18 protein-coding genes and 1 pseudogene are annotated in these 25,503 nt (G+C 68.7%); 14 read left to right on the top strand and 5 right to left on the bottom strand.

Annotated elements, in window-relative coordinates:
- The first annotated feature begins 121 nt into the window (after nt 1–121).
- The 7 genes from EO139_RS01920 (at nt 122) to accC (ending at nt 8,192) form a co-directional block, all read left to right on the top strand.
- Nucleotides 122–1,933 carry an endonuclease gene (locus EO139_RS01920; RefSeq protein WP_126969164.1) on the top strand — a complete coding sequence of 604 codons (1,812 nt, stop codon included), beginning with the start codon at nt 122–124 and terminating at the stop codon, nt 1,931–1,933.
- A 279-nt stretch (nt 1,934–2,212) separates the two neighbouring features.
- Entirely contained in the window at nt 2,213–2,545 is a 333-nt protein-coding gene (gene cutA, locus EO139_RS01925; protein WP_126969165.1) for a divalent-cation tolerance protein CutA, read from the top strand.
- A 5-nt stretch (nt 2,546–2,550) separates the two neighbouring features.
- Nucleotides 2,551–4,884 (top strand): protein-disulfide reductase DsbD, encoded by a 2,334-nt coding sequence (locus tag EO139_RS01930; RefSeq protein WP_126969166.1) that lies wholly within the window; start codon nt 2,551–2,553, stop codon nt 4,882–4,884.
- A 463-nt stretch (nt 4,885–5,347) separates the two neighbouring features.
- Nucleotides 5,348–5,794 (top strand): type II 3-dehydroquinate dehydratase, encoded by a 447-nt coding sequence (aroQ, locus tag EO139_RS01935; RefSeq protein WP_104583549.1) that lies wholly within the window; start codon nt 5,348–5,350, stop codon nt 5,792–5,794.
- A 91-nt stretch (nt 5,795–5,885) separates the two neighbouring features.
- Nucleotides 5,886–6,374: an acetyl-CoA carboxylase biotin carboxyl carrier protein gene (accB, locus tag EO139_RS01940; protein ID WP_104649183.1), complete on the top strand. Its 489-nt coding sequence runs from the start codon at nt 5,886–5,888 to the stop codon at nt 6,372–6,374.
- Nucleotides 6,375–6,452: 78 nt separating this feature from the next.
- The gene (locus EO139_RS01945) at nt 6,453–6,782 is read left to right on the top strand and encodes a four helix bundle protein (protein ID WP_221202722.1); all 330 of its coding nucleotides are present in this window, start codon (nt 6,453–6,455) and stop codon (nt 6,780–6,782) included.
- Between the two features lie 42 nt (nt 6,783–6,824).
- Nucleotides 6,825–8,192, top strand: coding sequence for an acetyl-CoA carboxylase biotin carboxylase subunit (gene accC, locus EO139_RS01950; protein WP_104583546.1), 1,368 nt, complete (start codon nt 6,825–6,827; stop codon nt 8,190–8,192).
- Nucleotides 8,193–8,470: 278 nt separating this feature from the next.
- On the opposite strand, the gene EO139_RS01955 is transcribed toward accC, so the two are convergent.
- A complete protein-coding gene (locus EO139_RS01955; protein WP_104534522.1) occupies nt 8,471–8,833 on the bottom strand; it encodes a hypothetical protein in 363 nt (120 codons plus the stop codon).
- Entirely contained in the window at nt 8,830–9,753 is a 924-nt protein-coding gene (locus tag EO139_RS01960) for a hypothetical protein (RefSeq protein WP_115675837.1), read from the bottom strand. Before EO139_RS01960 ends, EO139_RS01955 begins: the two co-directional genes overlap by 4 nt.
- Nucleotides 9,754–10,135: 382 nt before the next feature.
- Here EO139_RS01960 and prmA point away from each other — a divergent pair, with 382 nt between their 5' ends.
- On the top strand, nt 10,136–11,056 hold the full coding sequence (gene prmA / locus EO139_RS01965; RefSeq protein WP_039509979.1) for a 50S ribosomal protein L11 methyltransferase: 921 nt from the start codon (nt 10,136–10,138) through the stop codon (nt 11,054–11,056).
- A gap of 12 nt (nt 11,057–11,068) precedes the next feature.
- On the opposite strand, the gene EO139_RS01970 is transcribed toward prmA, so the two are convergent.
- Nucleotides 11,069–11,545 carry a hypothetical protein gene (locus tag EO139_RS01970; RefSeq protein WP_232099319.1) on the bottom strand — a complete coding sequence of 159 codons (477 nt, stop codon included), beginning with the start codon at nt 11,543–11,545 and terminating at the stop codon, nt 11,069–11,071.
- Nucleotides 11,546–11,730: 185 nt separating this feature from the next.
- On the opposite strand from EO139_RS01970, the gene EO139_RS01975 reads away from it, so the two are divergent.
- The 3 genes from EO139_RS01975 to fis all read left to right on the top strand — a co-directional run bounded on the left by EO139_RS01975 (nt 11,731) and on the right by fis (nt 14,099).
- Nucleotides 11,731–12,108: a helix-turn-helix transcriptional regulator gene (locus tag EO139_RS01975; RefSeq protein WP_104583543.1), complete on the top strand. Its 378-nt coding sequence runs from the start codon at nt 11,731–11,733 to the stop codon at nt 12,106–12,108.
- A gap of 456 nt (nt 12,109–12,564) precedes the next feature.
- Complete coding sequence (locus EO139_RS01980) at nt 12,565–13,710, top strand: DUF3426 domain-containing protein (RefSeq protein WP_126969168.1); 1,146 nt, start codon at nt 12,565–12,567, stop codon at nt 13,708–13,710.
- A 116-nt stretch (nt 13,711–13,826) separates the two neighbouring features.
- Nucleotides 13,827–14,099: a DNA-binding transcriptional regulator Fis gene (gene fis / locus EO139_RS01985; RefSeq protein WP_104583541.1), complete on the top strand. Its 273-nt coding sequence runs from the start codon at nt 13,827–13,829 to the stop codon at nt 14,097–14,099.
- 328 nt (nt 14,100–14,427) lie between these two features.
- Here fis and EO139_RS01990 read toward each other — a convergent pair whose 3' ends face one another.
- Both EO139_RS01990 and EO139_RS21610 read right to left on the bottom strand, forming a co-directional pair.
- The gene (locus tag EO139_RS01990) at nt 14,428–18,720 is read right to left on the bottom strand and encodes an Ice nucleation protein (RefSeq protein WP_126969169.1); all 4,293 of its coding nucleotides are present in this window, start codon (nt 18,718–18,720) and stop codon (nt 14,428–14,430) included.
- Nucleotides 18,721–19,740: 1,020 nt separating this feature from the next.
- Nucleotides 19,741–19,893 (bottom strand): annotated as a pseudogene (locus tag EO139_RS21610) (CDP-alcohol phosphatidyltransferase family protein); the annotation flags it as partial.
- 74 nt (nt 19,894–19,967) lie between these two features.
- On the opposite strand from EO139_RS21610, the gene purH reads away from it, so the two are divergent.
- The 3 genes from purH (at nt 19,968) to yccS (ending at nt 25,423) form a co-directional block, all read left to right on the top strand.
- Nucleotides 19,968–21,551 carry a bifunctional phosphoribosylaminoimidazolecarboxamide formyltransferase/IMP cyclohydrolase gene (purH, locus tag EO139_RS02000; protein WP_126969170.1) on the top strand — a complete coding sequence of 528 codons (1,584 nt, stop codon included), beginning with the start codon at nt 19,968–19,970 and terminating at the stop codon, nt 21,549–21,551.
- Between the two features lie 120 nt (nt 21,552–21,671).
- The gene (purD, locus tag EO139_RS02005) at nt 21,672–22,967 is read left to right on the top strand and encodes a phosphoribosylamine--glycine ligase (protein ID WP_126969171.1); all 1,296 of its coding nucleotides are present in this window, start codon (nt 21,672–21,674) and stop codon (nt 22,965–22,967) included.
- Between the two features lie 242 nt (nt 22,968–23,209).
- Nucleotides 23,210–25,423 (top strand): YccS family putative transporter, encoded by a 2,214-nt coding sequence (gene yccS, locus EO139_RS02010; RefSeq protein WP_126969172.1) that lies wholly within the window; start codon nt 23,210–23,212, stop codon nt 25,421–25,423.
- The last annotated feature ends 80 nt before the right edge of the window (nt 25,424–25,503 follow it).

Raw genomic sequence — 25,503 nt, forward strand, 5'->3', positions numbered from 1 at the left:
GCGGTGGGCGGGTTAGTCGAGTCACCGGGCCAGCCGCACTAAAAATGGAACCAGGTTCCACCGATTGTCATGCGCACGTCTTACAGTCGGCAACGCATTCCCCGATCACAAGGAGCTGTCGATGAGGTTGCCGTCCCGTGCCCGTGTTTCCCCCTTGCGCTGGTCCCTGCGCTGCGCGCTTCCCCTGGCCTGTGCCTTCGCGCTGACCGCCCCTGCCGCCCACGCGGCGGTGTTCATCAACGAACTGCATTACGACGACGCGGGCGCCTCCGGCGACAGCGGCGAAGGCGTGGAGGTGGTGGCCACCGCCGGCGAATCGCTGAGCGGCTACCGCATCTATCTGTACAACGGCAGCACGCCGGGTGCGGCGACGGTCTACGCCAACACCGCGGTGCCGGCCGGCAGCCTGGTCAGCTGCGGCAGCCAGGTGCGCGTGGCCACGGTCGGCTACGCCAGCAACGGCGTGCAGAACGGGCCCAACGACGGGGTGGCGTTGGTCGATCCCAACGGGCAGCTGGTGCAGTTCCTCAGCTACGAGGGCACCATCACCGGCAGTGGCGGCCCCGCCGCGGGCGTGAGCAGCCAGACCCTGCCGGTCAGCGAGAGCAACAGCAGCGCGGTCGGCAGCTCGCTGCAACTGACCGGCACCGGCAGCAGCGCGGCCAACTTCAGCTGGGCCGGCTCGTCGGCGCAGACCTTCGGCGCGTGCAACCGCGGCCAGAGCTTCAACGGCAGCGGCGGTGGCGGCGAGACCGGCGCCGCACCGACGATCACCAGCACCACCCCGACCCAGGGCGCGACCGGCTTCCCCGCCGCGGGCGACCTGAGCGTGGGCTTCAGCGAGGCGGTGACGCTGGGCAGCGGCGCCTTCGCGCTCAGCTGCGCCAGTTCCGGCACGGTGGCGCTGAGCTACCCGACCAGCGGCACCCGCTTCAGCCTGTCCACCAACACCGCGCTGGTGGGTGGCGAGCGCTGCACCCTGGCGATCACCGCCAGCGCCATCCGCGATGCCAGCGGGCTGAGCCCGGCCGCCAACCAGTCCATCGCCTTCACCGTGGCCACCGCCAGCGGCGGCGGTACCGGCTATTACGGGCAGGTCAACACCGCCAATGCCAGCCAGTTGCGCTGCTCGCTGCACACCGTGATCAAGGGCCACACGGTCTATCCGTACAGCGGCTCGGGCACCAGCACCTGGACCATCCTGGAAATGGCCGACGAGGATCCCAACAACAGCGGCCGGATCCTGGACGCCTACCGCAACCGCAGCTACGCCAAGGGCAGCGACCGCGCCGGCACCGGCAGCGGGCTGACCTACAACCGCGAGCACACCTGGCCCAACTCGCTGGGCTTTGGCAGTGCCAGCGGCGACAAGGGCCTGCCGTATGCGCCCTACACCGATACCCACATGCTGTATCTGACCGACACCGCCTTCAACGCCGACCGCGGCAACAAGCCCTATGCGGCCTGCACCAGCAGCTGCGGCGAGCGGGTCACCGAGGTCAACGACGGCAGTGGCGGCGGCAGCGGTCGCTATCCGGGCAATTCCAACTGGGTGCGCACCCCCGACGGCAACGGCGGCACCTTCGAGGTGTGGGGCAAGCGCAAGGGCGACATGGCGCGTGCGGTGATGTACATGGCGATCCGCTATGAAGGTGGCACCGACGCAGCCACCGGGCAGTCCGAGCCGGACCTGGAGCTCACCGACGACCGCAGCAAGATCGTGCAGACCTCGGCCTCGCCGGCCTACATGGGCCTGCTGTCCACGCTGCTGGCCTGGCACCAGGCCGACCCGCCGGACGATGCCGAGCGCGCCCGCAACCAGGTGATCTTCAGCTTCCAGGGCAACCGCAATCCGTTCGTGGACCACCCCGAATGGGCGACGTCGAGCCTGTTCACCTCGGCCAAGCCGGCCAGCTGCCAGCTGGCCGAATGATCCAGCCCGGCCCGGCGCGCAAGGCGTCGGGCCGGTCGTCGGCCTGCGGCGGCAACCCACACCATCGCCCGCGCGGCGAACGTGCGCGGCCGCCGGCCCGCGACGTCCGACGTTGTGCCCTTCATCCGGCACATCGCCATCGCGTCCTTGCATGCGCGAGCCGCCGGCGCGCGGGCACCGCCACCCGGCCGCCAGGCCGCCAGGCCTGGCGAAGTTGACGCCCTGTTCCGGAATCTGCGGTCGATCCCCTGCGGACAGGGGATTACACTGCGCGGTCACATGAGCGCCGCTTCCCTCCATCTATTGTTCAGCACCTGCCCGGACGCCGACAGCGCCGAGCGCATTGCGCGCGCGCTGCTGGACGAACGCCTGGCCGCCTGCGTCACCCAGTTGCCCGGCGTGCAGTCGCTGTATCGCTGGGACGGGGCGATCGAGCGCAGCCAGGAAGTGCAGCTGTTGATCAAGACCTGGGAAGACCGCGTGCCGGACGCCATCGCGCGGCTGCGGGCGCTGCATCCGTATGAACTGCCGGAGGCGATCGCGGTCCAAGCCAGCGCCGGGCTGCCGGCGTATCTCGATTGGGTCCGGGCCGAAACCCGCAAGGAATCCTGACGTCCATGAAGTCTCTGTCCCGCTGGATCGCCCGCTGCGCACTGCTGGCCGTACCGTTGCTCGCCGCGCCGCTGGCGCTGGTGGCGCCCCTGCCCGCGCAGGCCGCGGTCAGCGAGGCCGACTTGCTGCCGGTGGACCAGGCCTTCACGCTCAGCGCCACCGCCGACAGCCGCGACAGCATCGCGCTGCGCTGGAAGATCGCGCCGGGCTACTACCTGTATCGCCACCGCATCAGCGTCAAATCCGGGCAAGGCTTTGCCGCCGGCGAGCTGGCGCTGCCGGAAGGCCAGAGCAAGCACGACGAGTTCTTTGGCCAGGTGCAGACCTACCGCAAGCAACTGCAGGCCAGGCTGGCCGGCAAGGCCGATGCCGGGCTGCGGACCGCGGTGCTGCAGGTGCAATACCAGGGCTGCGCCGATGCCGGCGTGTGCTACCCGCCGCAACGTCGCGAACTGCGCGTGAGCTTGCCCGAGGCCGCGACGGCCTCGGCGCCCGCCGCCACCGCCACCACCCAGCGCGAGAACCTGGGCGCACTGGTGCCGCGCGCACCGGCGGGCCCGCGCCTGTTCGGCAGCACCGGCCAGGCGGCCGGCGTGGACGCACTGCCGCTGCCGGCCGAGCAGGCCTTCCGCTTCGAGGCGATCGTTGGCGACGGCAACAGCCTGCTGCTGCGCTTCACCCCGGCGCCCGGCTACTACATCTATCGCGACCGCACCTCGCTGGCGCTGGAAGGCGCCGGCGGGGTGCGTCCCGGGCTGCCGCGCTGGCCGCAGGGCAGCGCGCACCGCGACGAGCATTTCGGCGACGTGGTGGTGTATTTCGACCAGGCCGAAGTCACCTTGCCGCTGCTGCGCGAGCACGCCGAACCGGTCAGGACGACGCTGGTGGCGACCTTCCAGGGCTGCCAGACCGACGGCATCTGCTACCCGCCGATGACCCGCCGCGTGGCGCTGGAGCTGCCCGCCGGCACCGTGTCGCCGCAGAACCAGGCGCAGGCGGCACCGCTGATGATTTCGCCGCTGCCCGCCGGGCAACTGCCTGCCGAGCCGGCGCCGGCACCGACGCCCGCGGCGACTGCGGCACCGGCCGCAGATGCCTCGGCCGACAATCCGCAACGCACCCAGCCGCCGCATACCGACAAGGGCCTGCTGGCGATGCTGGTGCTGGCCCTGCTCGGCGGGCTGGTGCTGAACCTGATGCCCTGCGTGCTGCCGATCCTGTCGCTGAAGGTGCTGGGCCTGGCCCACAGCGGCGAGAGCCGCAGCCACGCGCGCAGCCATGCGATCTGGTACTCGCTGGGCGTGCTGGTGTCGTTCGCGGCGATCGGCGCGCTGGTGATCGGCCTGCGTGCGGCCGGGCAGGCGGCCGGCTGGGGCTTCCAGCTGCAGCAGCCGTGGTTCGTCGCGGCGCTGGCGTATCTGATGTTTGCGGTGGGCCTGAGCCTGTCGGGCGTGTTCACGCTGGGCGGCAACCTGGGCGGCATCGGCCAGTCGCTGGCGTCGCGCAATGGTCCGCTGGGCGACTTCTTCACCGGCGTGCTGGCCTGCGTGGTGGCCAGCCCGTGCATCGCCCCGTTCATGGGCACCGCACTGGCATATGCGTTCACCGCCCCGGCGCTGCTGGCGATGCTGGTGTTCCTGGCGCTGGGCCTGGGCCTGGCGCTGCCGTTCCTGCTGATCGGCTTCATCCCCTCGCTGGCGCGGCGCCTGCCCACGCCCGGCGCGTGGATGGAGACCCTCAAGCAGGTGCTGGCGTTCCCGATGTATCTCACTGCGATCTGGCTGCTGTGGGTGCTGGGCAAGCAGCGCGGCGTGGACGCGCTGGCGCTGATGCTGGTCGGTGCCACCCTGCTGGCGCTGGGCCTGTTCTGCTTCGAGCGCAGCCGCTGGAAAAGCCACCGCATCGGCATGGGCCTGGCGGCGGTGATGCTGGTGCTGGCGATCGTGCCGGTGGTCGGGGTCACCCGCCTGCGCCTGCCGGCGGCCACCGCCGCCGAGGGTGTGGTGGCGTACTCACCGCAGCTGCTGGACCGCCTGCGCGCCGACAACCGCGTGGTGTTCGTCAACATGACCGCGGACTGGTGCGTGACCTGCAAGGCCAACGAAAAGAACGTGCTGAGCAGCGCCGACTTCCGCGACGCGCTGCGCCGCGTCGACGCGGTCTACATGAAAGGCGACTGGACCAACGTCGATCCCAGGATCAGCGCCTTCCTGGACCAGCATCAGGCCGTCGGCGTGCCGCTGTACGTGGTCTATGGCCCCGGTGCCCCGCCGGCGGTGCTGCCGACCGTGCTGACCAGTGCCATCACCGAGGATGCGTTGCTGCGCGCGGCGCGCTGAACCGGCCGGCCTGCCACGTCGGCCGTCGCCCCGGCGAGCATCGCGGCCTGATCCGGCAACGGCGCGGGCTGATGACATGGCAGCGCCAGCGCTGACACCGCTGGATATCGGTATTCAAGGGCAGGACGTCGCTGCCGGCCATGTTGATCGGCAGCGTGGCGAACACCAGGCGTGGATCGACATAACGCCCTCATCGTTGCGCCGGCAATCAGCCCCACTGCCGCGCGAGCGGACACGGCAAACGCCCCGGCGGCAATTCAGCGCGTGGTCGGCCTGCGATCGACCGACCGGCCGCGCCAGGGGCCGGCCGCGAAACGGCGGCCCCGCAAGGCTCCACGCAACAGCACGACTGCCCGCCACGCCCAAATTTAAAACAAACGTTTAAAACAAGCCTAACTTCGCCTATCTGGACAGCATCGGCCACATCGCGCAGACTTCCGGCCTTTCCGCTTTCCCGGATGTCATGGCCCACCTGCTGCTGTTGCATGGCCCCAACCTCAACCTGCTCGGTACCCGCGAGCCGGATGTCTACGGGCGCACCACGCTGGCGCAGATCGATGCGGCCCTGGTGGACCGCGCGCAGGCGGCCGGGCATACGCTGGCCTGCCTGCAGTCCAATGCCGAGCACGTGCTGGTGGAGCGCATCCACGCCGCGCGCGAGGACGGCACCGTCTACATCCTGATCAACCCGGCCGCCTTCACCCACACCTCGGTGGCGCTGCGCGACGCGCTGCTGGGCGTGGGGTTGCCGTTCGTGGAAATCCATCTGTCCAATCCGCATGCGCGCGAGCCGTTTCGCCACCACAGCCATCTCAGCGACAAGGCCGATGGCGTGATCTGCGGCTTTGGCGCCGACAGCTACCGGCTGGCGCTGGAAGCGGTGATCGCGCGGCTGGAGCGCGACGCATGACACCCGTATCGCCGGCGCCTGCGCCGGCCGCCTGACCCCATTCCGCCGGCAGCCGCCGGCAACCTCCACCGATTCACCTCATGAGGCCCGTATGGATCTCCGCAAAATCAAGAAACTGATCGACCTGCTCGAAGAATCCAATCTCGCCGAAATCGAGATCAAGGAAGGCGAGGAAAGCGTGCGTCTGGCGCGCGTGCCCAAGGGCACGACCGTGATGAGCGCGCCGGTGCAGCAGTACGCACCCGCCCCGCTCGCGCAGGCCCCGGCGGCGGCGCCCAGCATGCCGATGCAGTCGCCCACCGAGGCCTCCACCGGCGGTGCCAAGCAGGCTGCCGCCTTGCCGGACGGCCACGTGCTGCGCGCACCGATGGTCGGCACGTTCTACACCTCGCCCTCGCCGGACAAGCCGGCCTTCGTCACCGTCGGCCAGCAGGTCAAGGCCGGCGAAACGCTGGCGATCATCGAGGCGATGAAGATGTTCAACCCGATCGAAGCCGACGTCTCCGGCACCATCGTGGCCATCCTAGGCGAAACCGGCCAGCCAGTGGAATTCGATCAGCCGCTGTTTGTGATTGGCTGAAGCGCCGGGGAATCGGAAGTGGAGAATTGGGAATCGGCAAAGCGGCCTCATGAACGCCTGGAGGCGTGGCGCGATTCCATGGAGCTTGTGGAAATGATCTATCGGTTCACCGAACTCTTTCCCGAGCAGGAACGCTACGGCCTGACGGCGCAATTGCGCCGTGCAGCCGTCAGCGTCCCGTCGAACATCGCCGAAGGTGCGGCGCGGCGCTCAACTCCCGATTACGCGCGGTTTCTCTCGATTGCGCGCGGATCGCTCTCCGAACTGGATACACAGGTCCAGATCGCCGTCCGACTGGGCTACAGCAACACCGAAGACGAAGACATCGTCAGCCAGCAGGTCGACCAGGTCTTCGCCAAGCTCACCGCATTGATGAATGCCTTACGCAGACGTGGAGCCGCACCATGATGCCCGCATCTACCCATTCCCCATTCCCGACTCCCTATTCCCATGCTCGATAAAGTCGTCATCGCCAACCGAGGTGAAATCGCGCTGCGCATCCTGCGCGCGTGCCACACGCTCGGCATCCGCACGGTCGCGGTGCATTCCACGGTCGACCGCAACCTCAAGCACGTGGCCATGGCCGACGAGTCGGTGTGTATCGGCCCGGCCGCCTCCAGCGACAGTTACCTCAACATCCCTGCGTTGATCGCCGCGGCCGAGGTGACCGATGCGCAGGCCATCCATCCCGGCTACGGCTTTTTGTCGGAAAACGCCGACTTTGCCGAGCGCGTGGAGGAATCGGGCTTCATCTTCATCGGCCCCAGGGCCGACACCATCCGCCTGATGGGCGACAAGGTCGAGGCGATCCGCGCGATGAAGGCCGCCGGCGTGCCGTGCGTGCCCGGTTCGGGCGGCCCGCTGGGCGATGACATCGTCGCCAACACCAAGGTGGCGCGCGAAATCGGCTACCCGGTGATCATCAAGGCCGCCGGCGGCGGCGGTGGACGCGGCATGCGTGTGGTGCATTCGGAGGCGGCGCTGAAGGCCGCCATCGAAACCACCAAATCCGAAGCCAAGGCCGCTTTCAGCAACGACCAGGTCTACATGGAGAAGTTCCTGGAGAATCCGCGCCATGTGGAGATCCAGGTGCTGGCCGACGGCCAGGGTGGTGCGATCCATCTGGGCGAACGCGATTGCTCGATGCAGCGCCGCCACCAGAAGGTGGTGGAAGAAGCGCCGGCGCCGGGCATCACCGAAGAGCTGCGCAACGAGATCGGCAAGGTCTGCGTGGATGCCTGCATCCGCATCGGCTACCGCGGTGCCGGCACCTTCGAGTTCCTGTTCGAAAACGGGCGCTTCTACTTCATCGAAATGAACACGCGCATCCAGGTGGAGCATCCGGTCACCGAGCGCATCACCGGCATCGACCTGGTCTGCGAGCAGCTACGCATCGCCGCCGGCCGCAAGCTGACCATCAAGCAGAGCGACATCGTGCTGCGCGGGCATGCGATCGAGTGCCGCATCAATGCCGAGGACCCGGAAACCTTCATGCCCAATCCGGGCCTGATCACCGCCTTCCATCCGCCCGGCGGCCCGGGCGTGCGGGTGGATACGCACATCTATGCCGGCTACAAGGTGCCGCCGAACTACGACTCGATGATCGGCAAGCTGATCGTGCACGGCCCCGATCGCGAGACCGCGATCGCGCGCATGCGCGTGGCGCTGAGCGAGATGGTGGTGGACGGCATAAAGACCAACATCCCGCTGCAGCAGCGCATCATGCGCGACAAGGGCTTCCAGGCCGGTGGGCAGAACATCCACTACCTGGAAAAGCGCCTGGCCGAGCGCAAGAACAAGTCGATCGCGCTGACCTGATCGCAGCAGGCAGAACACAAAAAAGCCCGGGAAACCGGGCTTTTTTGCATTGTTCCCCGGTGCATCGCGCCGGCAGTGCCTCACGCAGGCCAGGCACGCAGGCCAGCCGACCCATGCGTAGGAGCGCACCCGGGCGCGACCGCGCCTTATCGGTGGAACCTCGTCGCGCCCGGGTGCGCTCCTACGGGATCCTGGGTGCGACCGGATCCGCTGCGCAGATCTTGTCGTCCGCGCGGATGCGCATCGCACCCGCATCGGAGCGCGATGCGCTGCATCGCTCAGCGCCGCGGCGCAGGCTGCTGGCTGCCCGGCACCGGCACGATGCCGCTGGAGGAGGCCGGGTCGACCACGGTCATGGTTTCGGTGGAGCCATCCGGCCATACCACCTGGAACGTGGAGCCGGCCGGCAAGGTCGAAAACGGCATCGCGCTGCTGGCGCGGTACACCGCGGCCACCTGGCTGGCGCCATGCCGTCGCTGCTGCTCGTCGGCGGTGACCGTGGTGGACTTGACCGACAGCGGCTGGTAGCGGTGATCGGCGGTGTCGATCATCACGATGCCCACGGCCGCGGCCGAATACGCCACGAACAACGCGACCCAGAACCAGAACTTGGCGCCGTGCGCCAGGCGACGGTAATTCATGACTGCGCTCCCGGCTCGGAGACCAAGGCATCGACCATCTCATCCACTCTGTCTGCTCCCTGCCGCGGCACCGCGGCATCGAATACGAACGACACGAAATCCTGTGCGCTGTCGCGCGAGCAGATGCCCGCGTTGGCGCAATAACTGGTGACCAGGGTGCTGTCTGCGCTGCAGTCCAGCCCCAGCCGGCACGCGGCCACCTGCCAGGCCAGCTCGGCGAACTGATCGCCGGCCACATAGCCGGCCAGGCTGTCATCGCCACTGGCGCGCGCGCCCATCGCCGGCGCCAGCGCCAGGTAGGCCTCCGGATCACGCGAGGCCAGCACGCGCTGCACCAGCGCGCGCCTGTAGCTGGGCGCGCGCTGCAGCGGCTCGCCCAGCGCCAGCAATGCCGCCTCGGCCGCCAGGTTGCCCGCACGCGCGGCTGCCTGGCGTTGCTGCGCCACCAGCCGTGGGCTCAGGCCATCGCTGGGCGCAAAGCCGGCGCAGCGTTGCGCCACGCGGGTGCGCGCGGCGTGCATCGCCACCACCCCCGGCGTGTGTTGGGCGGCGATCCATGCGCTGTCGGCGGCATAGCCGGCCGGGCTGGACGCATACGGCGCGCAGTAATCGTAGACGCGGCTCAGGCGCCACCCCGCCTGCGCATCACCGGCGCGCACCTGCTGCTGCAATTGCTGTGCATAGCGGTACAGGTCCGGCTGCGCGTCCACCGCATCGCGGTAGGGCAGCTGCAGGGCAGTGCCGCGTTCGGCAGGCGCGTGCGCCGTCGATACAAGCGCGCCTGCGCGGGCCGTGACTGCCGCCGCTGACGGCGCCGCAGCTGGCAGATCGTCCGGTTGCGCGCGCACATGCCACCACGCCGCCGCGAGCGCGACGGGAGCCAGCAACAGCCACAGATGGCGGGAACGAGCAAACGGCATGGACGGCGGCGACCCTGCTGCGGAAAGCCCCGCAGCGACGGCGCGGAGTCTAGCACCCGCATTCGCACGCGCTGGCGCGCAAGCGGACGCTGCCGGTGAAGGTTGCGAAAGAGGGAATGCATGGGGAGGCAGATCTGCGGGTGTGTGGTGTAAGTGGCGCGCAGCGGCAGTTTGGTTGCCGGCGCGTTCGCCTCAGCCGCCGGCAGCTGCCGGCCGCACTGCGCTGCGGCCGCAGTGCGGCGTCCGGCGTCCGGGCGTCGGCGTGATCGTGCGCTCGACGCATGCAGGCACCCAGGCACCGTTGCGCAAGGGTCGGCCCGCACGAAGGTCGGCCCGCACGAATGGTCTACGATGCACGCTTTCGAATTGCCCGACCGCCACGATGCCGTTTCTTGAACTGACCCTGCCCTGCTCCGATGCCACCCAGCCCCGTTACCAGAATGCGCTGGACGATATCGGCGCACTGGCGGTGACGCTGCTCGACGCCAATGCCGACACCAGCAACGAGCGCGCCATTCTCGAACCCGGCGTCGGCGAAACGCCGCTGTGGAACACGATGGTGCTGAATGCGCTGTTCGACGGCGACAGCGATGCGCTGGTGCTGCTCGCCGCGCTGGAGGCGTTCGATCCCGGGCTGGACTGGAGCCAGGTCGCGTTCCGCACGGTCGACGACAGCGACTGGGAACGCGCCTGGATGGATCAGTTCAAGCCGATGCAGTTCGGGGCGCGCACCTTCATCGTGCCGTGGAATCACGCGCTGCCCGAGGCCGCGCAAGCGCCCGACGCGGCGGTGATCCGCCTGGATCCGGGCCTGGCGTTCGGCTCGGGCACGCATCAGACCACCGCGCTGTGCCTGCGCTGGCTGGACAGCCTGGCCGGCAGCGGCGAGCTGCAGGGCCGCAGCGTGCTGGATTTCGGCTGCGGCTCGGGCATTCTCGCCGTCGCCGCGTTGAAGCTGGGCGCCGCCAGCGCGGTGGGCGTGGACAACGACCCGCAGGCGCTGCTGGCCACCGCCGACAATGCCGAGCGCAACGCCCTGCAGGCGCAGCTGGCGGTGTACCTGCCGCAGGACGAGCCGGTGCAGACCTATCCGGTGGTGGTTGCCAACATCCTGGCGTCGGCACTGGATGCGCTGGCCGACACCTTGTCCGCACGCGTGGCGCCGGGCGGGCGGATCGCCTTGTCGGGCATCCTGCACGGCCAGGAAGAGGAGTTGCTGCAACGCTACGCGCCCTGGTTCGAGCAACTGCGCTGCGAACGCGACGAAGACTGGATGCGCATCGACGGCGTGCGCCGCCACTGACGCCGCCTCGCGTCAGCGCGGCGGCCGGCCGGCGCGGATCTGCGCGGTGGTCACTGCATCGGCCACGCTGATGGCGCGCAGCCGGGTCACCGCCTGCCAGCCGGCGCGCTGCAGCGCCGCGCTGCGCCACGGCCCGGCCTGCCGGGCCACATGGACACGCAAGCCCAGCTCGGCCAGCAGCAACGCCGCCCAAGCCGGGAGCGACCACGCCTGCAGGCCCAGGCTCGCCACGCCGCCGGCCAGCGCCAGCAAGCCCATCCCCGTCGCCAGCAGCCGCCAGTGCCGCTGGCGCAGCGCCCACCACCGTGGCGCCAGCCCGGCCGACCACTGCGTGCCGTCGGCGACGGCGGTCCACGCGTCATGGCGCCGCCAGACCTGGTAGCACGGTGCGCCACGAAAGTGGTTGATCGCCGGATCCAGTGGCGAATGTGCCGGCCATGCGGCAGTTGGCGGAGCGGCTGGCGGCCTGGCTGGCGGCGTTGCCGGCATGCTGGGGCGGGCGGTGTCGGGAGCGGCTGGCTCGACCATGGACATCCTCCTTGAGTTCGCTGTGATCCCGTCATCATTGACGTGACGACAGTATCGCAAACATATCGGCATATGAAAGTTATACGAACTATCCCTGTTTGCTGCTAGGGCTATATCTCCCGGCCCGTTCCCACTCACGGTGCCGTGTGAGCAAGTTGTACGAACGCGTCCGCGAAGCCCGCGCGCTGACCAAGCTGACCCAGGAAGCGCTGGCCGGCGAACTGGGCGTGACCCGCAGCGCGGTGGCGCAGTGGGAGATGGCCGAAGGCACCGCGCCCTCGGTGGAAAACCTGATCGGCCTGGCCAGGCGCAGCGGCATGGCCTTCGAATATCTGGCCACCGGCCGCGGCGAGCGGACCTTCGGCCCGCCGGTGCCGGCGATCGCCGAAGAGCCGGCGCAGTACCGCCACCTGGACGACCAGCAACGCGTGCTGCTGAACCGCTTCGACACGCTGGCCCCGCGCCAGCGCAGCGGCCTGCTCGATCTGCTGCTGGCCGAGGGCAAGACGCGGCGCAGGCGTTGATTCGGGAATCGGGAATCGGGAATCGGGAATCGGGAATCGGGGGCAGGCTGCTCGGGGCGTCGTTCGGAAGGCAAGCTCGGAGTTGGCAGCTAGCCCAATCGGATGCGGATGATGTGGCGCCGGGACTTCCGCTTGTGGGCTGGAATACGGCCTTTGGCCGCAACTGCGTGGACACGCTCCGAGTTGGCAGCTAGCCCAATCGGATGCGGATGATGTGGCGCCGGCAATTCGGTTTGCATATTGGCTGGAATGCGGGCGTTGCTGGAATGCGGCCCTTGGCCGGGACAGGGCGGCAACAGCGGCGCGACGGTTGGCCACCGGGTGGATGCATCCCCGCTGTCGATTGGAGGCGGTATCGGTGCCTGTGGTGCGTGTCGCACGCACGCATGACGCACCCGGGTTCGCCCGCTGGCGTGCGCGTGGTTGAATAGAGCCCTTCCCGCTGCACGCCTGCCGATGTCCGAGACTCCGCCACCGCGCCGCCCCCTGGCCACGTTCCTGCGTGCGACGCCGGCGGCTCCATCGCTGCTGCCGACCCCGGTGGTGCCTGCTGCCGAACCGCCGCTGCCCGCGCCGCCGGTGCCGGCCAGCGAACTGGCGCCGGCGCCGTCAACCGAGCCGGTGGCCGCACCGGCGGCGCCGGGCGTGTCGCCGCCCTTCGAGCCGCTGGTGACCGCGCCGCGCAGCGAGCCCGCGCCGGTGGGCATCCCCCTGCCAGGCGGCGATGCCGGCCAGGCCGCAGCGGACGCCACCGCGCCGGACCGGCCTGCCTGGACCACGGCAACTGCGCACCCGCTGCCCGGCGATCCTGCCGAAGGCTCAGCGGCCGGCGCCAGCGACACCCGCACCGCGATCGCCGGCACTTCCGCTGCACAGCAGACCGCCGCACATCCGGGCGGCGTGGCGGCCGGCAGCATTGCCGGCGCAGACCAGCAGCGCGCGCACTCCGCTGCGTCCGGCGTTGCATCCGTGCCGGACGCCACGCCAGCGCCCGGCATCGACCCGGATATGGACGCCGAGCCAGGCGGCAGCGCCGCAGGCCCTGCCGGCGCAGCGGCACCTGACCGGTTCCAGCCCCTCGCGGCCCAGGCCGCGCCCGCCTTCGCTCGCCGCGGGCTGGCCCGGCCACGGCTGCGCGCCAGCGGCCGCCAGTGGGCCTTGCTGGTCGGGCTGGTCGGCCTGCTGGCGTTGCAGATCGTCATCGCCGACCGCGCGCAGCTGGCCGCCGATGCGCGCTGGCGTCCGCTTGCCAGCGCGGCCTGCGCGGTGGCGCGCTGCACGCTGCCGGCCTGGCGCGAGCCGGCCGCGCTGACCTTGCTCCATCGCGATGTGCGCCCGCTGCCCGGGGTGCCGGGCGTGCTGCAGGTCCAGGCCAGCTTCCGCAACGAGGCGCGCTGGGCGCAGGCCTGGCCGTGGCTGCAGCTGTCGTTGTCCGACGCCGACGGGCGGGTGATCGGCACGCGCGTGCTGGCGCCGCAGGAGTATCTGGGCCAGCCACCGGCCGCGCAGGACACGCTCGCGCCGGGCCAGGCGGTGCAGGTGGCGTTTGCCGTACGCGAGCCGGCCGCGAGCACCGCCGCCTTCAGTTTCGACTTCCGCTGAGCGGACGCGACCTGCGCCGATGGCCACACGGGCGTGGCGAGCGGTGAGGTCACGCGCTAGACTCACTCCCCCTCGCCGGCCACGCGTCCCGGCTTCGTGACACTGGGAACCCTCCTTTGAACGCAGCCCCCTCTCGCCCTGACCCCGGTCGTGGCGCCCCGAAGTCGCCGCTGCGCGAACACGTGGCCCAGTCCGTCCGCCGTTACCTGCGTGACCTGGACGGCAGCGACGCCGACGATGTGTACGAAATCGTATTGCGCGAGATGGAGATCCCGTTGTTCGTGGAAGTGCTCAACCACTGCGAAGGCAACCAGAGCCGCGCGGCGGCGATGCTGGGCATTCACCGTGCCACGCTGCGCAAGAAGCTCAAAGAGTACGGGCTGACGTAGGACGGGAATCGGGAATCGGGAATCAGGAGTGGGGAATCGTTGGCGCGTTGGTGTGCTGCAGGCTGGCAGTGCGCTGGCTGGCACGCTTGGCGGGGTGGCGCGGCCGTTGGTCGATCTTCGCAGCGTGTTGTGGAATGTTCTGAGTGTTGATGCCCGATAGGGCTGCCTGATTCGTCCCCCCTGCCACGCCTTGAGGCAGGACCTGCTGAGTCCCCGGCGTGGCCCCGCGTCGCGCGCCCTCTTCATCTGACTGGGCCAACCGCCGCGTCTTCGGCGGTTGGCCGCAGTGCTGGATCGGCAACGCCGATCGCCTGGTCGAAGGGATTGCTCAGTTCGGCAAGTGCGTCACCGCTGCATGGTCGCCTGCGGACGCCGGCCCGCTGCCCTGTTCCAGCACGATGGTGGCGATGGTATCGAACGGATCGTCGAACTTCTCGACCACGTTCTTGTCTTCGTCCACCTGGTAGGCGGTGTCGGCCTCGACGCCCTCTTCTCCGGTCTTGGCGATGATGTTGGTATAGCGCTTGCCGTCCCAGCAACGGAAGATCAGCACCGAGTCTTCGCCACCGGTCAGGGTGGAGCCCAGGCTGCCGATCAATCTGCTGTTGGCGCCGGCCGTCAGGATGCTGTTCTTTCCCGCGGTCAACTTGCTGCGGTCGCCCGCCATCAGCGTGCAGTCGTCGCCTGCGGTGAGCCTGCTGCGGTCCCCGGCGGTGAGGAAGCTGTTGCTGCCGGCCAGCAACTTGCTGCGGTCGCCGGCGATCTGGGTGCTGTCGGCGCCAGCGATCAGCTTGCTGCGGTCGCCCGCCGTCTGCACGCTGCCCATGCCGGCGATCAGCGTGCTGCGCGAACCGGCCGTCTGCGAGCTCAGCTTGCCGGCGATCAGCATGCTGCGATGGCCGGCAATCTGGGTGCTTTCGTGCCCTGCGATCAACGAGCTGCCATAGCTGGCGATCTGGTTGCTGCCGTAGCCGGCAGTCAGATAGCTGCGCACGCCGCTGGTCAAGCTGCTGCCATAGCCGGCAATCAGCGAACTGTCCTGCCCGGCGGTCTCGGTGCTGCCGTAGCCCGCGGTCAACGAGCTGTTGTCCTGCGCGATCAACGTGCTGCCGTAGCCAGCGGTCAGGGTACTGTCGCCACCGGCGGTCTGGCTGCTGCCGTAACCGGCGATCAGCGTGCTGGAAAACCCGGCGATTTCGGTGCTGCCGTAGCCGGCAGTGAGCGAGCTGTTTTCCAGCGCGGTCAGCGTGCTGCCATAACCGGCGGTCAGGGTGCTTTCGTAACCCGCGGTCTGGGTGCTGCCGTAGCCCGCGATCAGGGTACTTTCGTAACCTGCCGTGGAATTGCTGCCGTAACCGGCGGTCAGGATGCTGCCATGGCCGGCGGTTTGCGTGCTGCCGTAGCCGGTGGTGAGCCAGCTGATTTCCTGCGCGGTCTGGGTGCTGCCGTAGCCGGCGGTCAAGGTACTTTCGTAGCCGGCCGTCTGGGTGCTGCCATAGCCGGCAATCAACGAGCTCTGGAAGCTGGCGGTGGACGTGCTTCCGTAACCGGTGATCAACCAGCTGCTGCTCTGCGCGGTCTGGGTACTGCCGTAACCGGCCGTCAGGAAGCTGTCGTAACCGGCGGTCTGGGTGCTGCCATAGCCGGCGATCAGCGAGCTGTCCGGGCCGGCCATGGAGGAACTGCCGTAGCCGGCAATCAGCGAACTGCTTTCCTGCGCGGTCTGGGTACTGCCATAGCCAGTGGTGAGAATGCTCTTGTAACCGGCGGTCTGCGTACTGCCATAGCCGGCAATCAGCGTACTGTCATGCCCTGCCGTCGATGTGCTGCCGTAACCGGTGGTGAGCGAGCTGCGCTCCTGCGCGGTTTGCGTGCTGCCGTAGCCGGCAGTGAGGATGCTCTTGAAACCGGCGGTCTGCGTGCTGCCGTAGCCGGCAATCAGCGAGCTGTCCGAGCCGGCGGTGGAAGAACTGCCATAGCCGGCAGTGAGCATGCTGCCCTCTTGCGCGGTCTGGGTGCTGCCGTAACCGGTGGTCAGGATGCTTTTGAAGCCGGCGGTCTGCGTGCTGCCATAGCCGGCGATCAGTGAACTGTCCGAACCGGCAGTGGAAGTGCTCCCGTAACCGGCGGTGAGGTCACTGCCCTTGCGTGCGGTTTGCGTACTGCCATAGCCCGCAGTGAGCGAGCTGTCGCCACCGGAGGTCTGCGTGCTGCCATAACCGGCGATCAGCGTGCTGTCGGCACCGGCGGTGGACGTGCTGCCGTAGCCGGTGGTCAGGTCGCTGCCTTTGCGCGCGGTCTGCGTGCTGCCATAGCCGGCAGTGAGTGAACTGTCGCCGCCCGACGTCTGCGTGCTGCCATACCCGGCGATCAAGGTGCTGTCGGCACCGGCGGTGGAGGTACTGCCGTAGCCGGTGGTCAGGTCGCTGCCTTTGCGCGCGGTCTGCGTGCTGCCATAGCCGGCAGTGAGTGAACTGTCGCCGCCCGACGTCTGCGTGCTGCCATACCCGGCGATCAAGGTGCTGTCGGCACCGGCGGTGGAGGTACTGCCGTAGCCGGTGGTCAGGTCGCTGCCGCTGCGTGCGGTCTGCGTGCTGCCATAGCCGGCGGTCAGCGAGCTATCGCCGCCGGACGTTTGCGTGCTGCCATAGCCTGCAATCAGCGTGCTGTCGCCACCGGCGGTGGAGGTGCTGCCATAGCCGGTGGTCAGGTCGCTGCCTTTGCGGGCGGTTTGCGTGCTGCCGTAGCCGGCGGTCAGCGAGCTGTCGCCGCCCGACGTCTGGGTACTTCCGTAACCGGCGATCAAGGTGCTGTCGGCACCGGCGGTGGAGGTACTGCCGTAGCCGGTGGTCAGGTCGCTGCCGCTGCGTGCAGTCTGCGTACTGCCGTAGCCGGCAGTGAGTGAACTGTCGCCGCCGGACGTTTGCGTGCTGCCGTAGCCTGCAATCAGCGTGCTGTCGGCACCGGCGGTGGAGGTGCTGCCATAGCCGGTGGTGAGGTCGCTGCCTTTGCGTGCGGTCTGCGTGCTGCCGTAGCCGGCAGTGAGCGAACTTTCCCCACCGGACGTTTGCGTGCTGCCGTACCCGGCGATCAAGGTGCTGTCCGCGCCCGCGGTGGAAGTACTGCCATAACCGGTGGTGAGATCGCTACCCTTGCGCGCGGTCTGCGTGCTGCCATAGCCGGCAGTGAGCGAACTGTCCCCGCCCGAGGTCTGGGTGCTGCCATACCCGGCGATCAAGGTGCTGTCTGCACCGGCGGTTGCGGTGCTGCCATAGCCGGCAGTCAGGTCGCTGCCCTTGCGCGCGGTCTGGGTACTTCCGTAGCCGGCAGTGAGCGAGCTGTCGCCGCCGGAGGTTTGCGTGCTGCCGTAACCGGCGATCAAGGTGCTGTCCGCGCCGGCCGTGGAGGTACTGCCGTAACCGGCCGTGAGGTCGCTGCCGGTGCGGGCGGTCTGCGTGCTGCCGTAGCCCGCGGTCAGCGAGCTGTCGTTGCCGGAGGTCTGCGTACTGCCATAACCGGCAATCAGCGAGCTGTCGGCACCGGCGGTACCGGTGCTGCCATAGCCGGCGGTGAGGTCACTGCCGTCCTGCGCTGTCTGCGTGCTGCCGTAGCCGGCCGTCAGCGAGCTTTCCCCGCCGGAGGTCTGGGTGCTGCCGTAGCCGGCGATCAGCGAGCTGTCGGTGCCCGCCGTGCTGGTGCTGCCGTAGCCTGCAGTGAGATCGCTGCCGTTCTGCGCGGTCTGGGTGCTGCCGTAACCGGCCGTCAACGAGCTGTCGCCGCCGGAGGTTTGCGTACTGCCATAGCCTGCGATCAGCGAGCTGTCTGCCCCTGCGGTTTCCGTGCTGCCGTAACCGGCGGTCAGGTCGCTGCCATGCCGCGCGGTCTGGGTGCTGCCATAGCCGGCCGTCAGCGTGCTGCCCCCGCCTGCGGTCTGGGAACTGCCGTAGCCGGCAACGATGGTGCTGTCGGATCCGGCCACGCCGGTGCTGCCGTAGCCGGCGATCAACTCGCTGCCGTTACCGGCAGTCTCGGTACTTCCATAGCCGGCGATCAGCTGGCTCTGATCGGCGCCCGTGAGCGTGCTGCCATAGGTGGCGATTTCGCGGGTGCGCAAGATCGCATTCGAAGGCTGTGCGGCCTGTGGGTCGATGCCGCTGGCCGCCACTGGATGTGGCGCGGTGGAAGGCGCGCCGCTGTCGACGGCCGGCGCAGTGAACTGCGCCTGCGCTGCCTTGGGAATGAAGTCCGCGGCAACGACTGCAGGCGGCTCCGGCTGGGGCGGGGTGTGCTGCGCAATGCCCGCGGCAATGCACTGCATCGCGCCGGCACGGTTGCCGGCGTAGACCACCTCGGCGCGGGGGAACTTGATCATTCCCTCCTCGCCCAACCAGATGATGTCGGCGGTATCCACCATGCAGACCACCCAATGCGCATCGGCATGCATGTTCAGATGCGCATTGGTGCCCTGCCCCCACAACAGGCCGGTCAAACCGTTTTCCTGCTTGATGGTGGGTTGCCAATGCCGGCACTCGACACTGCCGGACTGCGGCCAGATCAGTCCGCAATGATCGGACATGTTGTTCGTGCAGGTGCGTAAGGCCAGGACTTTTTCGCGATTCATAGGCTTGCTCTCATGAGGATGTTCCGGGCAGCTGCGCAAACCGGCGTGCATGCCCTGGCCAATCGAGGGATGCGGGTCATCCCGCCGTCATGGCGAGACGGATCCGCCCATTGGCGAGGGCAGTCGCGGTACTGCGGCGGTTGGTCATCGACGAGCGCCACCAGGCGCACGCGCGCTGCGGTGTCTTGCTTGAATCGCAGGGTCATGGACGGCCGTGACGGCAAGACGCAGCGGGGAGTGACGGCAAGGCTGGCTCCTGCGCGACAGCCGTTGCAGCAATTAGCGACGGGACGCCTCGCCGAGAGCGTCGTTGCTGGTGAACCGGTTGAGCGAATCGGTCAGCGAGCACAGATCGTCGGTCAGCCCGGCGTGGCCACTGTCGCCGCAGCGGAAGACAGGTGCGCATTCCCGAAGAACAGCTGGGTGCGCCACGCACGGGGACCGGTTTTTTTGATCAATCTGCGACCGGCTCCGGATTGTGTTCGTCAGTGCACAAGCCGAATCAAGGAACGTGTCGCGCACTCACCGCATCGCGTCGCGAACGCATGCCGGCATCAGATGAAGCGCCATCGCCCGCGAAAACAGGCGTCCCCGCGTCACGCGGCAATGCCGTGCGGGGCTGCAACTGAGATGCAGTGTATTCAAGGTGCGTGATCCATTCGCGCCTGCAGGCGATGCACGGTTGGCAGTTTCATCGTGGCGATGACTGCCCGCAGCGGTGACGGGCGTCAGGCAACGCGTCAGCAACGCGCGCAGCAGGCACTGTTGCAACCGTCTACCTGGCCGATGCAACGTTCGCGCAGCGTCGAACGTATCGCCCGTTGCGACGCATCACCTGATGATCGAAGCCTGGCACGCCTGTGGCCGGAGCGCGTCGTCTGCGTCATCGGGTGCCCGGCATCGCTGCAAGCCGGGCACCGAGGTGCGCCACGCACTCGCGCCCCGCTGTCGCAGATCACAGGGAACGCCACCTTTGGCAGCGACGCAGACCGAGGCCAGCTGGTCGCGCACGCCGCCATGGCCTGCGCGACCGACCAGCGCGGCCACCAGCAACGACGCTGCAGCCGCAGCGGGCATCACCTGGCTGGCGCCGATGCCGCCGCGAGACAGCGTGCCCGGCATCGGCCGCAGCAGCGCCCGGAAGTGTCCTGCCAGCGCATGGATCGACGCCATCACGGGCGGTCGAGCCCATTCAAGCGCCGGTGCGGCCTACAATATCGGCTGCCCCGCCTTGATAGCCCCCACCAATGGCCTCTGATTTCCTGCCCGTGCGCCGGGCCCTGCTCTCCGTTTCCGACAAGACCGGCCTGGTCGATCTGGCCCGCGCGCTGGCAGCGCGCAACGTCGCGCTGCTGTCCACCGGCGGCACCGCCAAGGCGCTGCGCGAGGCGGGCCTGCCGGTCACCGACGTTGCCGAGCTGACCGGGTTTCCGGAGATGATGGACGGCCGCGTCAAGACCCTGCACCCGCTGGTGCACGGCGGCCTGCTCGGCCGCGCCGGCGTCGATGAAGCAGTGATGGCCGAACACGGCATCGTGCCGATCGACCTGCTGGTGCTGAACCTGTATCCGTTCGAGTCGGTGACCGCCAGGGCGGACTGCACGCTGGCCGATGCGGTGGAGAACATCGACATCGGCGGCCCGGCGATGCTGCGCAGCGCGGCGAAGAACTTCGCCCGCGTGGCGGTGGCCACCGACCCGGCGCAGTACGCCGAGCTGCTGGCCGAACTCGATGCCAACGACGGCCAGCTGTCGGCGGCCAAGCGCTTTGCGCTGTCGGTGGCCGCGTTCAACCGCGTGGCGCAGTACGACGCGGCGATCAGCAACTACTTGTCGGCCGTGGCCGACAGCGCCGAAGCGGTGCCCACGCGCAGCCCGTTCCCGGCGCAGATCAATTCCAACTTCGTCAAGGTGATGGACCTGCGCTACGGCGAGAACCCGCACCAGGCCGGCGCGTTCTACCGCGACCTGTATCCGGTGCCGGGCACGCTGGCCACCTTCCAGCAGTTGCAGGGCAAGGAGCTGAGCTACAACAACCTGGCCGATGCGGATGCGGCATGGGAATGCGTGCGCCAGTTCGATGCGCCCGCCTGCGTGATCGTCAAGCATGCCAACCCCTGCGGCGTGGCGGTGGGCGCGGCCTGCGGCGATGCCTACGAGCTGGCCTATGCGACCGACCCGACCAGCGCCTTCGGCGGCATCCTGGCCTTCAACAAGACCCTCGATGCGGCGACCGCGAAAGCCATCCTGGACCGCCAGTTCGTCGAGGTGTTGATCGCCCCGGACTACGAGCCCGGCGCGCTCGACTACGCGACCAAGAAGGCCAACGTGCGCGTGCTCAAGATCCCGCACGGCAACGGCCTCAACAACTACGACACCAAGCGGATCGGCTCGGGCCTGCTGATGCAGTCGTCCGACAACCGCGGCATGTCGCCGGGCGAGCTGAGCGTGGTCACCCAGCGCGCGCCCAGCGAGGCCGAACTGGGCGATCTGCTGTTCGCCTGGCGCGTGGCCAAGTACGTCAAATCCAACGCAATCGTCTACGCCAAGGACAGCCGCACGATTGGTGTCGGCGCCGGGCAGATGAGCCGCGTGGTCAGCGCCAAGATCGCCGCGCTCAAGGCCGAGGAAGCCAGGCTCACGGTGGCCGGCTCGGTGATGGCGTCGGACGCGTTCTTCCCGTTCCGCGACGGCATCGATGCCGCCGCCGCTGCCGGCATCCAGGCAGTGATCCAGCCTGGCGGGTCGATGCGCGACGGCGAAGTGATCGCCGCCGCCGACGAACACGGCATCGCAATGGTGTTCACCGGCGTACGGCATTTCAGGCACTGATAGAGCCGGGATTCGGGATTCGGGATTCGGGAGTGGCAACGTCGCTCTGGTCTCTCCTGTTCCGGTCTCCGCCTTGCTTCAACCAATCCCCAATCACGACTCCCCAATCTCGGCATTAAAATGAAAATCCTCGTCATCGGCTCCGGCGGCCGTGAACATGCCCTGGCCTGGAAGATCGCGCAGTCCGCACGCGTGAGCGAAGTGCTGGTGGCACCCGGCAATGCCGGCACCGCGACCGAAACCAAATGCCGCAATGTGGCGATCAAGGTCGATGACCTGGATGGCCTGCTCGCCCTGGCCCAGCGCGAAGCCGTGGCGCTGACCGTGGTCGGCCCGGAAGTGCCGCTGGTGCTGGGCGTGGTCGACCGCTTCCACGCCGCCGGCCTGCGCATCTTCGGGCCCACTGCCAAGGCCGCGCAGCTGGAGGGCAGCAAGGCCTTCGCCAAGGATTTTCTCGCCCGTCATGGCATCCCCACCGCGTACTACGCCGTGCACACTGACGTCGACGCGGCGCTGGCCTATGTGCGCGAGAAAGGCGCGCCGATCGTGGTCAAGGCCGATGGCCTGGCTGCCGGCAAGGGCGTGATCGTGGCGATGACGCTGGCCGAGGCCGAAGACGCGGTGCGCGACATGCTCTCGGGCAACGCGTTCGGCGATGCCGGCGCGCGCGTGGTGGTCGAGGAGTTTCTCGATGGCGAAGAAGCCAGCTTCATCTCCATGGTCGACGGCACCCACGCCTTGCCGATGGCCACCAGCCAGGACCACAAGCGCGTCGGCGACGGCGACACCGGCCCCAATACCGGCGGCATGGGCGCGTATTCGCCGGCCCCGGTGGTCACGCCCGAGGTGCATGCACGCGTCATGCGCGAGGTGGTCGAGCCGACTGTGCAGGGCATGATCGCCGACGGCGTGCCGTTCACCGGGTTCCTGTACGCCGGGCTGATGATCGATGCGCACGGCGCGCCCAAGGTGATCGAGTTCAACGTGCGCTTCGGCGACCCGGAGACCCAGCCGGTGATGCTGCGCCTGCAATCGGACCTGGTGGACCTGCTAGACGCGGCCATCGACGGCAAGCTCGACCAGGCGCAGGCGCACTGGGACCCGCGCCCATCGCTGGGCGTGGTCATCGCGGCCAAGCCCTATCCGGAAACCCCGGTCACCGGCGAGGTCATCAGCGGCCTGGACGCCGTGCCGGCCACCGCCAAGGTGTTTCATGCCGGCACTGCACTAAATGCCAACGGTGAGGTCGTCAGTGCCGGTGGCCGCGTGCTGTGCGTTGCCGCCCTGGGGGACAGCGTGCAGGAGGCGCAGCGCAACGCGCATGCCGGCCTGCAGCCGATCCACTGGACCAACGCCTTTCATCGCAGCGACATCGGCTGGCGTGCGATCGCCCGCGAGCGCGACGCACAGGGCTGAGCACTCGCAACCACACGTTGCAAGGTCGTCAAGCGCGATACATGCCCGTGCAGTTGGCCGGACGCGCAGCTCACGCGGCTGCGCGCAGGCACGTGCAACTGGGCTGCAGTGCAGGCACCGTCATCGCGCAATCGGCTCCAATCCGCACAAACGCTGCCCTACTGACAAAGAATTAGCCGCCCTCCACCCCGGCGGCGCGTGCCTGCGGCAATAATGCCCGGGCACCTTGCCTTGCAGAGACCGTGGCCACTCCCTCCTTCGAAACCCGCCTGAGCCGCCTGTGGGCCCATGAAAAGGCCAGCTATGGCCTGCGCGTGTTCATCGCGCTGGCAGTGGCGATGGGCGTGTGCTGGCACTGGCAGCAGCTCACCGCGGTGCCGGCGCTATTCCTGGGCGCCATCGCCAGCGCCATCGCCGAGACCGACGACAACTGGCTGGGCCGCATCAAGTCGGTGCTGCTGTCGCTGTTGTGTTTCGCCGCCGCCGCCGCGTCGGTGGTGCTGCTGTTTCCGTATCCGCTGGCGTTCGTGACCGGCATGGCGGTGGCGACGTTTTCGCTAACCCTGCTCGGCGCGCTGGGCGAGCGCTACGCCTCGATCGCGCAGGCCACCGTGGCCTTGTCGATCTACGCCATGATCGGCATGGACCAGCACGGCAGCCACGATCCGTCGATCGCCTGGCACGGCGCGGCCCTGCTGCTGATCGGCGCCACCTGGTACGGCGTGCTGTCGATCCTGTGGACGCTGCTGTTTGCCAACCGCCCGGTGCGCGAGCGACTGTCACGGCTGTTCTTCGAGCTGGGCCGTTATCTCAGGCTCAAGGCCGACCTGTTCGAACCGGTGCGGCAGAGCGACCTGCATGCACGCCGGCTGGCGCTGGCCGAGCAGAACGCCAAGGTGGTCGGCGCGCTCAACGCCGCCAAGACCGCGATCATGAGCCGCTTCGGCCGCTCGGGGCGGCCGGGCGTGCAGTCGGGCCTGTATTTCCGCCTGTACTACATGGCGCAGGAATTTCACGAGCGCGCCAGTTCCTCGCACTATCCCTACGAAGCGCTGACCGACGCGTTCTTCCACAGCGACGTGCTGTACCGCTGCCAGCGCCTGCTCGCGCTGCAGGGCAAGGCCTGCGCGGCCCTGGGCGAAGCGATCCGCCTGCGCCAGCCATTCGACTACGGCGACAACAGCCGCCTGGCCACCGAAGACCTGCGCCAGTCGCTGGACTACCTGCACGCGCGTGCCGACCCCGCCCTCGCACGTCTGCTCGGCGCGCTGGAATTGCTGGTGACCAACCTGCAGAGCATCGAACGCAAGCTGTCGGAAGCGGCGCAATCCGATTCCACCAGCGACAACCTCGACACCCGCCTGCGCGATTCCTCGCCGCATACCTTGCGCGAAATGGGCGCGCGCCTGATGCAGCAACTCACGCCCGGTTCGGTGCTGTTCCGCCACGGCCTGCGCATGGCCATCGCGCTGGTGGTCGGCTACGCCATCATGCAGTCCATCCATGCCGACAACGGCTACTGGATCCTGCTCACCACCGCCTTCGTGTGCCGGCCCAATTACGGCGCCACCCGCCTGCGGCTGGTGCAGCGCATCGCCGGCACCCTGATCGGCCTGGTCGCCACCTGGGCGTTGATGCAGCTGTTTCCCGGCACCGAAGTGCAACTGCTGCTGGCACTGGCCGCCGCACTGGTCTTCTTCATCACCCGCACCGATCGCTACATGCTGGCCACCGCCGGCATCACCGTGATGGCGCTGTTCTGCTTCAACCTGCTCGGCGATGGCTTCGTGCTGATCTGGCCGCGCCTGATCGATACGCTGATCGGTTGCGCGATCGCCGCGGCCGCCTCGTTCCTGATCCTGCCGGACTGGCAGGGCCGCCGCCTCAACCAGGTGATGGCCACGGTGCTGGCCAGCTGCGCGCGCTACCTGGCCCAGGTGCTGGAGCAATACGCCAGCGGCATGCGCGACGACCTGCCCTACCGCATCGCCCGGCGCGACATGCACAACGCCGATGCCGCGTTGTCGGTGGCCTTGTCCAACATGCTGCGCGAACCGGGCCGCTATCGGCGCAACCTGGACGCCGGCTTCCGCTTCCTGGCGCTGTCCAACACCCTGCTCGGCTATCTGTCCGCGCTTGGCGCCCATCGCGCCGCGCTCGATGGCGAACACGATCCCGCCATCGCGCAGGCCGGCGACTACCTGCAGCGCGCGCTGGGCGAAATCGCCACCGCCCTGCGCGAACGCCAGCCGCTGCCGGTGCACGACGAAAGCCAGGAAATCGCCACCGCCGAAGCGCTGGAACAGCACGCCGTGCAATTGCCGCCCAAGCAGCGCCTGGTACGCGACCAGCTGGCACTGACCCTGCGGCTGTTGCCCAAGCTGCGTGCCGCGGCCCTGGCGGTCACGACGGCACCCACAGAGACGCCAACGCGGCTGGCGGCCACCAAGGCCTAGCGCACCGTTGTCGGTGCGCCTGGACACCGCAGCAGGCACGCCTGCGTCCGCACGCAAGCGCGATGCCGGGCCATGCGATG

The organism is Xanthomonas sp. BRIP62411, assembly GCF_003993525.1.
Classification (GTDB): Bacteria; Pseudomonadota; Gammaproteobacteria; order Xanthomonadales; family Xanthomonadaceae; genus Xanthomonas; species Xanthomonas euroxanthea.

Coding starts and splice junctions, on each gene's coding strand:
- EO139_RS01920 (WP_126969164.1), top strand. CDS start 122: ATGAGGTTGCCGTCCCGTGCCCGTGTTTCCCCCTTGCGCTGGTCCCTG.
- cutA (WP_126969165.1), top strand. CDS start 2,213: ATGAGCGCCGCTTCCCTCCATCTATTGTTCAGCACCTGCCCGGACGCC.
- EO139_RS01930 (WP_126969166.1), top strand. CDS start 2,551: ATGAAGTCTCTGTCCCGCTGGATCGCCCGCTGCGCACTGCTGGCCGTA.
- aroQ (WP_104583549.1), top strand. CDS start 5,348: ATGGCCCACCTGCTGCTGTTGCATGGCCCCAACCTCAACCTGCTCGGT.
- accB (WP_104649183.1), top strand. CDS start 5,886: ATGGATCTCCGCAAAATCAAGAAACTGATCGACCTGCTCGAAGAATCC.
- EO139_RS01945 (WP_221202722.1), top strand. CDS start 6,453: ATGGAGCTTGTGGAAATGATCTATCGGTTCACCGAACTCTTTCCCGAG.
- accC (WP_104583546.1), top strand. CDS start 6,825: ATGCTCGATAAAGTCGTCATCGCCAACCGAGGTGAAATCGCGCTGCGC.
- EO139_RS01955 (WP_104534522.1), bottom strand. CDS start 8,833: ATGAATTACCGTCGCCTGGCGCACGGCGCCAAGTTCTGGTTCTGGGTC.
- EO139_RS01960 (WP_115675837.1), bottom strand. CDS start 9,753: ATGCCGTTTGCTCGTTCCCGCCATCTGTGGCTGTTGCTGGCTCCCGTC.
- prmA (WP_039509979.1), top strand. CDS start 10,136: ATGCCGTTTCTTGAACTGACCCTGCCCTGCTCCGATGCCACCCAGCCC.
- EO139_RS01970 (WP_232099319.1), bottom strand. CDS start 11,545: ATGCCGGCAACGCCGCCAGCCAGGCCGCCAGCCGCTCCGCCAACTGCC.
- EO139_RS01980 (WP_126969168.1), top strand. CDS start 12,565: ATGTCCGAGACTCCGCCACCGCGCCGCCCCCTGGCCACGTTCCTGCGT.
- EO139_RS01990 (WP_126969169.1), bottom strand. CDS start 18,720: ATGAATCGCGAAAAAGTCCTGGCCTTACGCACCTGCACGAACAACATG.
- purH (WP_126969170.1), top strand. CDS start 19,968: ATGGCCTCTGATTTCCTGCCCGTGCGCCGGGCCCTGCTCTCCGTTTCC.
- purD (WP_126969171.1), top strand. CDS start 21,672: ATGAAAATCCTCGTCATCGGCTCCGGCGGCCGTGAACATGCCCTGGCC.